The organism is Flavobacterium soyae, assembly GCF_045348165.1.
GTDB classification, from domain to species: Bacteria; Bacteroidota; Bacteroidia; order Flavobacteriales; family Flavobacteriaceae; genus Flavobacterium; species Flavobacterium soyae.
This window is the reverse complement of the sequence record NZ_CP150845.1, coordinates 1,040,605-1,056,530: the sequence shown is the minus strand read 5'-3', so window position 1 is coordinate 1,056,530 and position 15,926 is coordinate 1,040,605. Positions and strand designations below refer to the sequence as shown.

At 33.7% G+C, this 15,926-nt stretch carries 12 protein-coding genes and 1 pseudogene; 6 read left to right on the top strand and 7 right to left on the bottom strand.

Annotation, left to right across the window (positions count from 1 at the left end; genetic code table 11):
- Nucleotides 1-4 precede the first annotated feature (4 nt).
- From AABD74_RS04740 to AABD74_RS04715, 6 genes are all read left to right on the top strand, one after another.
- The gene (locus AABD74_RS04740) at nucleotides 5-979 is read left to right on the top strand and encodes a type IX secretion system membrane protein PorP/SprF (protein WP_232679816.1); all 975 of its coding nucleotides are present in this window, start codon (nucleotides 5-7) and stop codon (nucleotides 977-979) included.
- A gap of 390 nt (nucleotides 980-1,369) precedes the next feature.
- Entirely contained in the window at nucleotides 1,370-2,242 is an 873-nt protein-coding gene (locus AABD74_RS04735; protein WP_406844827.1) for a sensor histidine kinase, read from the top strand.
- The gene (locus AABD74_RS04730) at nucleotides 2,239-2,928 is read left to right on the top strand and encodes a LytTR family DNA-binding domain-containing protein (RefSeq protein WP_232679820.1); all 690 of its coding nucleotides are present in this window, start codon (nucleotides 2,239-2,241) and stop codon (nucleotides 2,926-2,928) included. Before AABD74_RS04735 ends, AABD74_RS04730 begins: the two co-directional genes overlap by 4 nt.
- 167 nt (nucleotides 2,929-3,095) lie before the next feature.
- Nucleotides 3,096-3,872, top strand: coding sequence for an intradiol ring-cleavage dioxygenase (locus tag AABD74_RS04725; RefSeq protein ID WP_232679822.1), 777 nt, complete (start codon nucleotides 3,096-3,098; stop codon nucleotides 3,870-3,872).
- A 19-nt stretch (nucleotides 3,873-3,891) separates the two neighbouring features.
- The gene (locus AABD74_RS04720) at nucleotides 3,892-4,590 is read left to right on the top strand and encodes a hypothetical protein (RefSeq protein WP_406844826.1); all 699 of its coding nucleotides are present in this window, start codon (nucleotides 3,892-3,894) and stop codon (nucleotides 4,588-4,590) included.
- Entirely contained in the window at nucleotides 4,591-5,097 is a 507-nt protein-coding gene (locus tag AABD74_RS04715) for a hypothetical protein (RefSeq protein WP_232679826.1), read from the top strand.
- A 155-nt stretch (nucleotides 5,098-5,252) separates the two neighbouring features.
- On the opposite strand, the pseudogene AABD74_RS04710 reads toward AABD74_RS04715, so the two are convergent.
- From AABD74_RS04710 to AABD74_RS04680, 7 genes and pseudogenes are all read right to left on the bottom strand, one after another.
- A pseudogene (locus AABD74_RS04710) lies at nucleotides 5,253-5,931 on the bottom strand (IS1 family transposase).
- 162 nt (nucleotides 5,932-6,093) lie between these two features.
- Entirely contained in the window at nucleotides 6,094-6,639 is a 546-nt protein-coding gene (locus AABD74_RS04705; RefSeq protein ID WP_406844825.1) for a hypothetical protein, read from the bottom strand.
- A 2-nt stretch (nucleotides 6,640-6,641) separates the two neighbouring features.
- Nucleotides 6,642-7,349 (bottom strand): hypothetical protein, encoded by a 708-nt coding sequence (locus AABD74_RS04700; protein ID WP_406844824.1) that lies wholly within the window; start codon nucleotides 7,347-7,349, stop codon nucleotides 6,642-6,644.
- 190 nt (nucleotides 7,350-7,539) lie between these two features.
- Nucleotides 7,540-8,199, bottom strand: coding sequence for an IS1 family transposase (locus AABD74_RS04695; RefSeq protein WP_406844823.1), 660 nt, complete (start codon nucleotides 8,197-8,199; stop codon nucleotides 7,540-7,542).
- Between the two features lie 259 nt (nucleotides 8,200-8,458).
- The gene (locus AABD74_RS04690) at nucleotides 8,459-8,884 is read right to left on the bottom strand and encodes a hypothetical protein (RefSeq protein WP_406844822.1); all 426 of its coding nucleotides are present in this window, start codon (nucleotides 8,882-8,884) and stop codon (nucleotides 8,459-8,461) included.
- 12 nt (nucleotides 8,885-8,896) lie between these two features.
- Entirely contained in the window at nucleotides 8,897-12,418 is a 3,522-nt protein-coding gene (locus AABD74_RS04685) for a DUF6443 domain-containing protein (RefSeq protein ID WP_406844821.1), read from the bottom strand.
- Between the two features lie 17 nt (nucleotides 12,419-12,435).
- Nucleotides 12,436-15,714, bottom strand: coding sequence for an RHS repeat domain-containing protein (locus AABD74_RS04680; RefSeq protein ID WP_406844820.1), 3,279 nt, complete (start codon nucleotides 15,712-15,714; stop codon nucleotides 12,436-12,438).
- Between the last annotated feature and the right edge of the window lie 212 nt (nucleotides 15,715-15,926).

The window sequence follows — 15,926 nt, the reverse complement described above, 5'->3', positions numbered from 1 at the left end:
TACAATGAAAAAGTTTATTTTATCCTTAGTACTCATGGCTGTAACAACAAGTTACAGCCAAGAGTTAAACCTACCAGTTTTTACTCAGTATCTGGCTGATAACCCTTTTGTGCTTTCTCCTGCTTATGCAGGTATTGGTGACAACCTTAGAATTAGAGCCAATGGTTTAACACAATGGGTTGGAATTAAAGATGCACCGCAGAACCAGTCGCTTTATGCCGATTTCAGAATCTTAGATCGTTCGGGTGTGGGTATATCGCTTTATAACGATAAAAACGGATATACCAGGCAAACCGGAGCTAAAGTTTCTTTTGCGCATCACCTTATCTTAGACTATTATTCTAAACAGTATTTGTCTTTTGGTATTTCATACAATTTCAATACGTTTAGAATTGATACTGATGAGTTTAATACCACAATCAATCATCCTGTAATTGATCCTACTGTTACAGATAATCGTTACAATGCAAACAACAACTTTGACATTAGTGCCTTGTACCGAAATAAAGACTTTTATTTGAGTTTTAATGCGAATAACGTATTAAAGAAAAATACATCTAAGTATCGTGGAGTAGAACCAAACCTGCTTTCAAACTATCAGGTTTATACTGGTTATGTTTTCCATGATGCAGAAAACAGCCGTATAGAATATGAGCCATCAATTTTCTACCAGTATTTTGCAAGTGATAAACGTTCAACAACCGATTTTAACTTCAAATACAGAAGATACAATCGCTACGAAGACTATTACTGGATAGGGGTTTCATACCGTTTCTTAAACGACCAGTTTCCAAAGCCGCTATCAATTGGGCCAATGGCAGGTTTTATGAAATCTAAATTTTACTTTGGATATTCTTATCAAATTATGTTCAACGATTTAGGGGCTTACAATTCAGGAACACACGTGGTAACCATTGGTTTCGATTTCTTGCAAGCCATCAGTAACTGTCCTTGTACACAGAGTCCGGTACATGATTAATCGCCAAAAGACGATTATTTTAAAATAGGCTGAACAGCCCAAAATTATAAAGCGAGTCGCAATATTATGTGTTTTTACCGCAATAATTTGAAATAAAGATACAATAGCATTAAATTTGAGTCATATCATTTTGGTTGTCAAAACGGTATAAATCAAGTTTGATTTATGAAAGCAAAATTTTCACTTTATGCGAAACATATAGTTCTGTGCCTCGCTTTTTTATTTTTACCGTACGCATTCACATCGACAAATACAGTTTTTTCACTGCCGCATTTGTACTCAAATGCACATGATCGTATTTATTTGTTTATCTATTTTACACTCCTTTGTTTCTTTTACTTTAACTATTATTATTTAATTCCAAGATTATACTTTTCAGAAAAAAAGCTTTTGTACTATCTTATAATAACAATTTTTCTTCTGTTTTTTCTTTGGATTTCTACTGTTTTAGATCACCCAAGCCGAAATTTTTTGGATTTTAGAGATTATCCCGGAAAAATATTAAATCATCCAAAACCTTTTGATGGGAGATTTCCGCCTCCGCCGCCTCCACATAGAAACGAACCAATGCCTTTTGGGTTCATCGGAAGCCCGCCTACACAATATGGACACACGACCCTTGTTTATTTAATAGGTGTAGTCTCTAGTCTGCTTTTTGCCATTTCCGGAAGATTGCAGAGTGTTGAAAAAGAAAAAGTAAAATCGGAGCTGGCATTTTTAAAAGCACAGATAAACCCGCATTTCTTGTTCAATACCCTAAACAGCATTTATGCACTGGCCTTAAAAAAAGACAACAAAACGGCAGACGCTGTAGTTCAGCTGTCTGAATTAATGCGATATATAATGACCAATTCAAATGATGAGGTTATTGAATTAAGCAAGGAAATCAATTACATTAATAATTTCATTTCACTTCAAAAAACACGTTTAGGAAACACAGTAAACGTAGATTATAATGTAACCGGAAACACTTTTGGTAAAGTAATTACACCGCTCATTTTGATTTCATTTATTGAAAACGCATTCAAATATGGAGTAAATCCAGATCAGACTTCCGAAATTTGTGTCAAAATTGATATCGACGATGAAATGCTGAATTTATATGTCTCTAATAAAAAGACATTTTCGGTACAATCAGATTCAGGAATTGGACTTCACAATACAATCGAAAGATTGAAGTTAGTATATCCTAATAAGCACCATTTAAAAATCGAAGATTCATTAGAAAAATATATTGTAAACCTGAGCGTTAAAATACGATGATAAAAGCAATAGCATTAGATGACGAACCATTGGCATTAGAAATTCTTCAGAGTTTATGTGACACTATTGAGTACATAGAACTGAAGAAAACCTTTACGAAGTCTGATGAAGCATTTAAATATTTAAAAAAATATCCCGTCGATTTATTGTTTCTCGATATCAATATGCCTTCCATTTCGGGATTGGATTTCTACAAAAAGCTGCCACATAAAACAATGGTAATTTTTACAACGGCTTATTCTGAATTTGCTGTTGAAGGTTTTACGCTCAGCGCAACCGATTATCTGCTAAAACCAATTTCTCTTTCCCGATTTCAGCAGGCGGTCGAAAAGGCTTTTTCACAATGGAAACTGCAAAATCAAAACATTGAACAGCAGTATCTCTTTATTCGTGCCGATTATAGTTTGATTAAAATTTTGTTTTCAGATATTTTATATATCGAAGGTTTAGATGATTATTTAAAAATCCACATCTTAAATCAAAAAACAGTTGTGGCGAGAATGACCTTAAAAACGATTCTTCAAAAATTGCCCGAAACAGAATTCATAAGAGTCCATCGTTCTTTTATTATTCCCATTTCTAAAATTTCTAAAATAAGAAATAAGATAATTTTTATAGGTCAGGCCGAAATTCCAATCAGCGTTAGTTACGAAGAAGCTTTTTTAAAACTTTTTGACCAAAAGTAGATCTTTTGTTTTTTGAAGACTTTTACTACAAAAAAGAAATATTCATCAGTTTACCTCATAAATAACAACTTTTACCTCAAACTTTTTACAATGCTTTAATTTCGAATAATTTTACCTGAAAACAACTGTTAATCATTCAATTAAAATAACATTTAAACAAAAAAGCAATGAAAAGAAAAGAGTTTTTAAGAGGTTTGGGTTTAGTGGGAATTGGCTCGTTGGCAATTCCAATCATAAACTCATGTAGTACAGATGACGATTCATCAGATTCTTCAACCGATACAGATTCATCTTCTGGTTCATCTTCTGGTTCAGGATCGTCTTCTGGTTCAGGTTCATCTTCAGGCGATTGTTCAGTTACATCATCAGAAACTGCAGGGCCGTTTCCAACCATTTCACCATCTTCATTAGTAAAATCTGATATTACAATGGACAGAACAGGTGTGGCTTTCACAATAAAAATTACAATAAAAAACACAAATGCAAGCTGTGCCGTATTAAAAGATGCAATTGTAGATATTTGGCATTGCGACAAAGACGGTTATTATTCAGAATACGGAGGAACTTCAATGCAGTCTGTAAATTATACTACAGTTCACTTTTTAAGAGGAAGGCAAACTACCGATTCAAACGGTTTGGTTACATTTACCTCAATTTTCCCAGGCTGGTATTCTGGAAGAGCAACTCATATTCACGTTCATATTTATAACGCCAGCGGAACTTCACTGCTTGTAACACAAATTGCTTTTCCGGAAGGAACAAACAGTGCAGTTGTTTTAGTAAACGCTTCAACTGCTAACGGTTATACAAAAGGAATGTCCGGTTACACGTATAATGCTTCAGATAATGTCTTTTCAGATTCTGTGGCAAATGAATTATCGACAATAACAGGAAGCGTTAGCGAAGGTTTTGTTTTAACGCATACCATAAACGTTGCCGGTTAATTTTAAATAATAATTTATTATGATAGCTCAAATTCCTGCACAAATTTACAAGTCAGATTCCAGGGGATTTTTAAATTCAGAAAAATACAACCGTTTTTCGACTTTTAATTTTGAACATTACCAAGAATTATCCCGTAAAGCATTTGGATCTTTAAAAGTTTTAAATGAAGTAATACTGGCCCCCCAGCAGCGTATTACTCGATTTATAAATTCAAAAACAAATGTGATATTGCTGCCTTTATTTGGCGGAATAGAATATAAGGATAATATTGGTAATGTGGAATTTTTGCATGTGGAGCAAATTAGGGTTCTGGCAGCTGATGAGGAATTAACCTTTGAAATTTTTAATCCATACGAAAAGGAGAATGTGAGTTATTTAGAATTTGAATTTCAAATGGAAAAACAGGATTTTAAAAACTATTTTGAGCAGTATAAATTCGATTTAAGTTCACACAACAAGCTGCATTCATTGTTTGAAATCGAAAGAGCACATGGATTTATTGGTATTTATGACGGAAGAAAAGAGGGAACTTTTACTTTAAAGAATACTGACAACGGCGTTTTTGTTTTCGTTATTAATGGAGCTTTTGAAATTGAAAACCGGCTTTTAGAAGCAAAAGATGGTTTGGCAGTCCAAAAAACCGAAACGATAGAGTGGGAGTCTTTGTCGCAAAATGCTATGCTGCTCGTAATCGAAGTTCCTCTAAATTCAAATTAAATGAAAATAACGAAAATAAAACTCGCCTATCGTATAGTGATTGACAGCACGTCAGTTTTACTTTGGGATAAATATGTTTTTGAAGATACTTTCAAAGAATACCAAATGCAGTGCCAGCAGTTTAATTCAGAATTGAACCCCAAAAACACATTTAGAGAATTAATAAGCGAAAACGAAAAAGCAAACCAATTGCATTTTCTAACCGGAATTGCTGCCAACGGTTATGTCGAGCAGTTAAAAGGTAATTTCCATCGTGTAACAGATGTTTTAGGAAACAACTATTTTCCTTTTATCAATTATCAGTTAGATATTATCAATACAGACATAACAGATTCATCAAAACATAGAATAGGAATCACTTTTTATTCGCCTTTATTGAATTACTTCGGAATTATTGAAGGGAATTATCTCGTTTCAAAAAACACCGATATCACAAATGAATATGAAACTATAATGTTTCCGGTTCAGAAAAATTTGTCTATTTGTTACATTCAGACAGAAGACTAATTCAACGTCCAAAAACAAAAAAATTATTTATTTCATTTTTTGCCTTTTCTGTTTTTCTGTTGACAGGAAAGGCTTTTTTTATTTAAGGATTAAGTTTTTGTTTAAAAGACATCTAAATTGAATGCCGCATAATTTTTTGAAAAATCAATAATTAATCAAATCCAAAAGTAAATTTTCAAAATTGAGATCAAAACTATTAAACTCTTACTAAAGCAAATCGTTCTTCGGTTCAATCTTTTAAGATGAGTTCTCAGCGTCAAATTTTTCCTTTCAATATGATTTGTACCGAAGCGTTTTACAGAATGTAATTTCTCCTCGATCAAATATCTGTAGTTTTTTAATTTGTCGGTAAATATCATTTTTGCTTCAGATAATTTTAAAGTATCCAGCACACGGCTTAATGTTTTATTAGTTCGTCTGCCAACATTAAAGGCGACAATACTTTTAGAGCTCTTTTCCAGAGCATAAACCAGCCAGATATAATTTCTGTTTGTTCCTGATATAAGTACACATTTCATCAACCTCATAAGTTCTTCCTTTGCTGATAATTGGATGGTTGATGTTTCTGGCAATTGAAACTAATCTTTTTAATAATGTTGTAGTTGAAATTTTTAATACTCTTGCCGTACTTCTTATTCCTAAGCCTTCTTTGGTCAACTGAACAATATTTTTGTTTGTATCTGGTCTATATGCCTGATAATTATAATTTTCAACTCTCGTTTTCTTGCATAGTTTACAAATATATCGTTGATTACCTGATTTTGTTTTGCTGTATTTTATCATGTATTTAATTTCACCAACACATCTGCAGCACCAAGTACTATTTAAAGCCATTTTATTCGATTTAAAACATTATTAAATAAAAAAACAACCCGAAGGTTGTTTTAATTTTACTTACGATATTACTATAAATCTCTGATTATGTGTAAATGTTTAATGGAATTATTAACCACCAACACATCTGATACATTACCCAACTAATACATTATCATAAATCTATAGAGTAGATTTAGGCGCAGGTCTATTTATTACAATAACTTTATAAGTAACTCTTTCTTCGTTTACTATTAATCTTGACAAATCATTTCCTTCATTGTCTTTTTTATTTAGGCTAATGAGAACTATATCATTTATTATACCGTCTATATAATAAGTTCCCGATTCTTTAAAATTAATTTCGTAAAATGGAATTTCTCTATTGTTTAAAGCTCCAAATGTATCTTTAACAGTTTGCTTTAAATGCTCAAAATCATAATCTATATTCTTCGTTGTAGTTAAAATGAATCTCGCATATCGATTTTTAGTTTTATCTCCAAAAGTTGCGATAATTGTATCTAGGGGACTTTTGAATTGAATAATACCATTTTTCTTTTCTCCAACATAAACGGTATCAGGAAATTTAACACTAAAATCTATTTGCTTTTTTTCAACTTTTTTCGTCTGTGGTAAAGTTTTGATTGTGGTATTATCTTTTTTACATGAAACGAATATAAACTGTAACGTTATTAGGAAAAGTATTTTAGTTATTTTTTTGTTTGTCATATCTAGTCGGTAAAATTAGTATTTGCATTTATCTTATTATTCTGATTTACAGCTTTTATCGAATCTTTTGTGTTTTGTGCTTTAACTTTTGCTGCATCAGAAGATTTTACAACTGTATCTTGAACTTTACGATTTACTGTTGAAGCAGTATTACCCACCGTTCCTGTTGCAGTGTATTTTCCTTTTTGTACAGTAACTGTAGTTCCATTACTATTAGAACTACTTGATGAAATTTTATCCGAAACTGCACTAATTGCCTTATTTACATATGGGTCTTGTGCTAAATTAGAAAATATATTTGCTCCATCCATAATTTTATTTGCTCCTAAGTCTGGCGCATAAGCGTCTGCAAGACCTAGAATAACATCACCATCGAGGTTAGCACTTGATTTAGCTCCCTTTGCTTCAGGAAAAAAACCAGTAGAGTTAGTAACACCTGATTTACTACCTGTCAGAGTATACCCATCCACCTGATTTATTCCTAGACTGGATATTGCACTGGATACAGCTTGTGCAGTTTTTTCTGTATTTGTTTGAATACTGCTAACTGCTGAATCAAATTTACCTTTTACATAATTACCAAAACCAGATACAGGATTTCTCGATGCTAATTCCAATCCTTCTAATTCAACACCCATTCCCATTTTATTTTCTTGGAAAGCATAAGTCGAGTTATATGGATATTTTTCAGCTAATGGGTCGATACACATAAATCTTCCGATAGCATAATCATAGTTTCTCCATTTAAAGCTATCCCAGTTCAGTGATAGCTCATCTTGACGCTCCTGACCTTGGTACTTATACTTATAAGGGTTTATGACTATTTTTGCAAGGTTTTACATGTTAAATACAAAAATTTTAAGAACATGATTTTGAAGGATAAACTTACTGTTTTATTGCTCAAATCCAAAAATAAATCTTCAAAACAGCAGTAAAAACAGCTAAACTTCTGCTGAAACATATTGTTCGTCTGTTGAGCCTTTTCAGATGTGTTCTCAGTGTCAAATTCTTTCTTTCAATATGATTTGTTCCGAAACGTTTTACTGAATGCATTTTCTCATCAATCAAATACCTGTAGTTTTTAAGCCTGTCCGTAAATATCTTTTTTGCTTCTGCCAATTTCAGAGTTTCCAAAACACGATTCAGAGTTTTATTGGTTCGTTTGCCAACATTAAAACTAACCACATTTTTAGAATTCTTTTCCAAAGCATAAACCAGCCAGATATAATTTTTCTTGTGTCTGATATAAGTACACAGTTCATCTACTTCGTAAGTTTTGCCTCTGCTGACAATTGGTCTGGTTATATTTCTCGCAATGCAGACAATTCTTTTCAATAATGTTGTCGTTGATATTTTCAGTATTCTTGCCGTGCTCCTTATTCCTAAACCTTCTTTGGTCAACAACACTATTTCCTGATTGATATCTCCTTTGTAAGCGTTATACCTATAGTTAATCTGCTGTCGTTTTTGACAAATAGTACATTTATAACGCTGATTACCGTTAGATTGAAATCCATTCTTTATGCATTTACCATTGCAAAAATTACATTTTATTTTCATGACCTAATTTGAAACACTAAGGTAAGGCAAAAGCATTTTGAAGCTTATTAAAAGACAAAAAACGAAAGAGACGACCTGCTGGCCGTCTCTTTTCTATTCAATAATTTAATTTTAATATTCTTTTTCAGTTAGTTACATGGACATATTATCAAAACACCTAATCTGAAACACTACCCAATTGTCTATACGTTCACGAGCAAGATGCTCGCGCCAGCATGGGGGTAGTTCCTTCAGGCACTAATGCACTTACTTTCAAATCCTATTTGTTTTTCCAAGCCGAATATCTTTTTGTAATTATTGGCTCAATTTTATTATAATTTTCCCAATTATCGTCTACATGGTATAAAGTTTTATAATGATTAAAAACTTCTGAATAATCATCTATATATTGACCATAATCATTTTCATTTGCATAATAGGAATTTGTAAACTTATTACCTTCTTCATTTAGGTCTTCTGACCAGAATTTACTATCACATTCTTTTATCAAAAATTTTGTGCCAGTCATTTCTCTATTCTTTACTTTCTTAATTGATTCTTTAGAGTTTTCAAGATGCAGCAATCCTATTAAATCATTATCTATTATCCATGTAAGAAACATTCCAATATGGATGCCTCCATTTTCAAATGGCAGCTCTTTAGGGAAGTTATTTCCTGAATGCCAATCTATTCTATCGTATGTCATATTTTAAATTATTTATGGTCGAACAACATTAACTTGTGTAGGAGGAATTTGAGTTCCTGCTGGCAAGCCAATTGAGTTCCCGTTATTTCCAATTATTGTTCCTCCTCCCAATTCAATTTGAGGGAATGCTGATTTTTGATTTTTTGTAAGAGGCGCAGTCGCAGAAGATTTTGCTTCTGTAATTCCAATTGTTCCTTCTGCATCGACTGTTACAAAATCAGGACGTGTCCGAGTTCCATCTGCAGCTTCAATTGTCACTTGAGATGCAACTTGATTTCCTCCTGCTTCTAATTGAGTTTGAATTTGATTTTCAAAATTTGCCCCTTGTGCTCTATTTGCTTTTAAAGTGTTTGCTTTTGAAGAAGCTGAACTTGCTTCTCCAACTTCTGCTACACTTCCTTTTGCGGCTTTATGTGTTAATACTACAGCTGCAACATTTACAACAGTTGTTGCTATAGCAGCTGAATCTCCGTTATAAGCTTTTTGAGCTGTTTCTACTGCACTTTTAACACCACTTGTTTCGTAAACAGATTTTTTATATTGGTCTGCTGCAGCTGATAAGCCACCTTTTTTGTAGGCTGATGCAACTTTTTGTGCAGCAACTATACCATTTGTTATACTAATGGCGTTCCCATTGATGGCTCCATCAACCAGATTAGCTGTAGCTTTCCAAGCTCCAGTAACATAATTTTTTAACCATCCTGGAGGATCTGGCCACATCCCGTCAGGATCAACAAAATAAACTGGATTATCCATTGCATAATTATATGGAGACCATCTACGACCTTTCTCTGCCAATGGGTCAATGTTCATCCACCTGCCAAGTGCAGGGTCGTAATTACGTGCGCCATAGTCATAGAAGTTAAGCCCCAGCTCATCTTGAAGCTCTTTCGCATTATACTTGAACTTATTCTCTACACCTGTTTTAACATTGTTATATCCAATATGTTTTAAACCAAAAGGGTAGTAGTTGTTTTCTTCCTGTATGGCAAGTGTTTTATCATAACTAAGACGAATGTTACCAAGATGATCCTTGTACTGATATACATATTTATAAGAACTTCCAGAAGGTTCAACATAACCCTCTGCTGTTGGGAAAAATTTCAACGCTCCATTTTCGTACTGATAACCTCCCAGATAATCTGTTGTTGTAACAGCTGCCGGTGAGACAGTGGTTACAATTTTCTGTACTTTCTGCCCTGCAGCATTGTAAATATAAACAATATTCCCTGTTGCGGCAAAGGTTATTTTTGTCGGCAGATTTAAGTGATTATAGGTTATGGCTGTTATGTTTTTATTGTTGTCTTTGGTCATGTTGCCGTTAGCATCATAGCTGTAATCATCAACGGTGTTGGCTGCACTGTCCACAAAACCATAGGTTTTATAGGTTGTTGCATTGTCAACCACTTTTGCCAGCTGGTTGCTGTAAGTGTTCAGGTAGGTATAAGTCAGGTTATCAATCTGGTTTGCTGCCGTATCACTGTTCCCGTTGCGCAGCAGGGTCATAATGTTTCCATTTTTATCATAAGTCAGGGTTTCATTATAAGCATTATTGGCAGCTGTCGTTCCTCTTTTAAAAACACCCTCTTTCAATCGGTTCAGATTGTCGTATTTATAACCGTAGGTACGAGTTACCGGTGTCGATTCTGAAGCGCTTGTCCACTGCGTTTCTGCAATATTTCCGTTATATAATGCCAGTACCCCGCTTATTGCAGAAGGAATGGTGTTATAATTTATCTTAAAAGCAAATAAATCCTTTGGGTCTCCGGCTTTGGTCAGGGCGGTAATATCATTAATCGATGTAAGCCATCCGCGAATGTTGTATGTATAATTAACATTTTGTACAGGCGCAGCTTCTGTATTTCCAACTTTTTTAGAAATTAACTGTCCCAGTTCATCATAGGTATTGCTGGCCATAAGCTCAACGGTGCCTGAGTTTATCTGATGGGTCTGTGTAAGCAGGCGGTCCTGTGCAGAGTAGGTAAAGGCATCTTTGGTCATAAGTTCGGTATCTGTACTCAGCCTTTTATGCCTTGTTATACTGTACTGCGGTTTGCCTAGAAAGTCAAGTTTACTGTCGGTATAAGTATAACCACCCAAATAGTTTGTGGTATAAACCCTGACAGTCCTTGCTTTTGTATCATAAAAAGTGGCAGAAGTTTCACCCAGTACGGCGGTGCTGGTCGTAGGCACCCTTGTCCAAGAAGCAGCCGAGAGCCCTTTTATCTGTGCTGTTGTCAGCACTGTCTGTGTTTCTACAGCTGTCGGGACAGTAATGGCAGGTGTGCTTGGAAAAGTATAGTTGTCATAATAATTGACCGTAAGGAGTTTAAAAACTTTCGGCTCTACGGTATTGCTGTAATAAGCCGCAATACCGTCTATAGTTCCGCTGGTCTGTTTGCTTTCGTTAATTACCGCTGCGCTGTTCTGCGCTGTCTGCAGGGTAATCCTTCCTGCTGGCGTAGCTGCTGCAGCTGTTGACCAGCCGGTATATACCGGACGGTTAAAAGCATCATATTTGGTTATGATCCATCCCACAGTACTTAAATCCGAGAAAGGGGAATTGGCAGGACCTGTGGCAGCAACCCTGTCAAGTTTATCATAAACGATAAACTCCCATTGTTTTCCCGGCAGTTTTTTCTCGGCCAGATGATTGTTTTTATCGTATTTGTACTGGTAGCATAAATCGTTTAATACAGCAGCTGTAATGGTTCCGTCTGCTTTTGGCGGAATTACATAGGTAAGGTTTCCATAAATATCGTAAACATAATAAGTATCATGTTTAACCCCGGCATCATAAGTTCTCTTTAAGACAACCTGTCCTTCTTTGTTTTTAAATTCTATTGTCGATCCCGCAGTTTCTACAGGGCTTGCAGCCGTGTTTTCATCATAGGTGATGGTTTTATAAAGTTGTGTAGCGGCATAAAACCCGCTGTTTACAAAGGTAATATCATATAGTCCTGAAGTAGAATTCCAGGCAGTAGCAGCTGTAAGAAGTTTTACATCATTTGCGATATTGGTCTGATAATCTATTTTTATTTCATGTCCCAGACCTGATTTCCAGTCATTGCCTGCAGCAGCCTGTTTAAGGACACGGTTCAGGGGAGAAGATTCGAGTTCTTTTCGGCTGAAAGGGTTTGCTGTAGCTTCTAGTGCAGGATTGCCGTTTACTGCAGGATTAGGAGTTCCGTAATAGGAAATCAATTTTGTTTTTGCAGCAGCATCAAAGGCCATCGTTGTGGTTTCGGCTTTAAAGGGCAGGTATTCTTCGACCTGTCTGCCAAAACTATCATATTCTATATGGGTGATGATGTCTTTTCCTGATTTAGACTGCTGAAAGTCTATTTTCTGAACAGGTCTTCCCAATCCGTCGAAATAGGTTACATTTTGGGAAGCCTCAGAAATGGTAGGAGCTGGTATCTTTACAAGAGAAGGTTTCTTATAGGTTACAGTTTTGATGTAATTCTCGGTCTGGGTCTGGCCTGTTACTATAAAAGGAAACAAAACCAAAAGGAATTGGATTAGATTTTTCATGATGCTTTTGGTTTTATTTATGGCTTATAATTGTACTGGTTCTCTGAAAGAATATTGCCTCCATTATCTTTTACAAATTCTAGTCTGCCGAAACTGTCGTAGGTATAAGTTGTTGTGTAACCTTTTGGATCTGTAATTGTACTAATTCCAACGAGAGGCAGATAGGTATAAGTTGTGATCATCGCATTCGGAAAAGAGTTTCTAAGAGAACTTAGAGCATTAAGTAATGAGGTTTCAGTTCCTGTATTTGAAATAGATTGAATGTTTGAAACATGGGATGAAATATTATCATAGGTTTCATTTTCAATTTTAGCAATCGGCTGCGATTGATTATAGCCCCAAATGATAGAATTGTTGACACCGATTTTATCATGGTATTGGAGAATATTTCCTTTATTATCTCTCTTGTCAATAATACTTTGTTCTTCTATTGGAAAAATGCCTGACGCTGTTGATATGCTTTTCGGCAGAACAAGACCAGTGCCAAAATCTTTATAATTAATCTGTTTTGTATCCAATAAGATGTTATCTCTGTAAACTTTTTCTACGACAACTTCATTAATTCTATTTTGAGTTATCAAGTTACTTAGGATAGGTTGTGAAGCTAACTGATTTAAAAAATAGGGATATTGTCTTTCTCTTTTGATATTTGATAATCCACTATTGAATACTTCATTTGTTACAAATGGCAAGGTTGAATCGTATTGATAATCTACAATTGTACTTACAGTATTAGTATTGAAGTATGAAATATTTGTTTTCTTGGTTAAGAGATTTTGAGAAACTGGCAAATTGGATTTTATGGTAAGACTTATTCCTTCACGATAACTTGTAGTACAAGTTTCTTCTTGACCTCCAAAACCAATTGTGGTTTCAAAAGGAAATGTTTGAAGTACCCTATGTGAATAGTCGTTTTTTTCTTGATCCAAAATTTGGCTTGCTGAATTGTATATAGTTTTAGTAAGCAACTTTCCTCTTCTGCTTTCGTTATCTACATAAGTCATCATTGGATATGAAGTGTTTTTTATAAAAAGACAATTACAAGCTATACAATTTGGGTCTGTCTGATTACTAATTCTAACTTCAGGGGTATTTGGAAACTCTAAAGGAGAAGAAAATTCATATTTTGTATAACCATTGTTTATTTCTGTTTCTGTAATTTTTGAATAACCAACAAAACTTCCGGAAGTCAATTCAATACCTCCTTTGGCCATATCGTACACTGCAAATGACTTTGCCACCATTGTATCAGCGTAAAAGTCGCTTATGTTAGCAAATTTTGGAATGTTATTAATATACCCCGAAGACTTACCATTTTGATCTAGGTAAGAATAACTCACTTTTTTGACCTGATTGTTATTATCTGTCAATTTTTGAGACTTTATTCTTGCACCTCCTGATAAGTAGGTTTCTCCTTGATACTGGAATTGGTTATTTTCGTATTCAAATTCAGAACTTCCTCCAGTAGGATAAGTAATCTTTTTTAATAATCCAGTCAAAGAGGAAGTATTTGGAATTAGACTGTAATTTCCTGGAATATTTTGAAAATTACTATTATTTACCAGCTGAAATGGTAATATAGAATTTGTATAATTGTTTTTATAGAAATAAAGTTTAGGTGTTAAAAGCACATTTGAATTATTGTCTACAACACCATTGTTGTTATAATAACCTAAAAAATCATGTTCTAAGGATCCTCTTTTTGGTAATTTATTTGTATAATCATACTCAAAGGTATATGAGTTTGATTTATTGTCATTGTCAAAGACCTGAACACTGTCTAACCTAAGCCTTTTACAATCAGGATCAGCACAGTTTTCTTTAGAATCAAAATAAGAATAATTTAATACAAATCGTTTTATAATAACATTCTTGCTATTTTTAACAGTTATTTCTGTTAAGGCATTTTCCCCCAGATAATCTTGTCTGCTTAATCCATATTGAAAATTAACAGTGCCTTCATCATATGAAATGGTAGTCAATCTTTTTCTTTTAGGATTTTTAGTCATCGAATTCATCTTTAAATAATTGTAAGGGTCATTAGGGGCATACATAGCTATCATACATTTATTTAATGAATTTTCATTTTGAGGAGAACTAATTGTTAGATTTACTGGAGTATCAACTAAAATATTATTTTCAATGTTAGGGTTTGCATAAGTTTGATAGAAAAAATCTACCGTTTTGTTAGTTTGGCTATCTTCAATTTTACTTAAATTCCAAGTATGTATTCTTTTATTATAATAATTGGCATGATAGCTATTTATAATATCCATACCATTACTACTGCAAATTGCGCCTGGAACAGGAATGATTCCAAAAGGACGATAAAAAGTTTCATTGACTTCTTCTTCATTAAATTTATATTTAACGCCATTAGTATTAGCAATATTAAATTCATAGAAATCTTTTATTTTTTTTCCTGCAGCAATTTGATGATAAGGATTTGCATTTATAAGGCTTAAATTATTCTCACCCAGATTTACATAATTATAAAATCCATAACCAGGATTAGCTCTTTTATCTATAATTAGAGAAGTCATCTTAATGCCTGAGTTGTCTAAAAAAGTAGTAGTGATACCAGTGTTATTATTTGGATATATATCTTTTTGCGTATTGTTTGTGGTTATAAATTTAGAACTCAACCCAGGAGCATTTATAATAAAAGTGTCTGGTAAATCTTGTTGAAAGTACCCTCCTGGATATGGTATTGCAGAATCAGCCCAATATTTGCCATTTACACCGTCAATCTCATTTTCATCTATATCTTCTCTATAGTTAAAGCAAGGTGAATCATTTGGAAAATTTGAGTACCTATAATAAGTTGTAAAAACAGGAATTCGTGCATTTATTTTTCTATTATTTCCTTGTCGGTTAACTATTGGAAAAATGTGTATACCGGTATCTCCGCCATCTTGATAGTCCGTTCCAATTTGAGCGTCATTATCAGGAATGTCGTTAACAATTCTAATAATGCTCCCTCCAGCATTTAAAACCCACCCCATACCTATAGAAGTTGCTCGATCATCAATTTTAATGCCTCCTGAATCATAATTTAAGCTTATTGGAACATTTATGTTTCCTGATTTTATTTCAAAAATTGGAATTTTAACATCCGTTTTACCAGTATATAAATTTACTTCAGTAATGTTATATTTTTGAAAAGCCATTACATCTGGAGAAGCACTAAAAATTTTCTCTGGAATTGGGTTTATAATTTGTGAAGAAACACTATAATTGTTTAATACTAGTATTATTGATAGCAGAATATGACGTTTTTTTCGAAGTATTTTCATAATTCTTATTTCTATTTTGATTGTTTTTATTAATTGGTTTTTTAGAATGTTGTATTCTAAATTTGCATTTTTTTGTAGTATTTATGAGATAATATAATAATAATCAATTGAGGTATTCCCAAAAGTGTTAAATGAATAAGCCGCAGTAGAAGGCGGTATGATATTTGGCACATATTTGCTGGGATCGTTTTCGGATATTTGTGCTTTCAAAG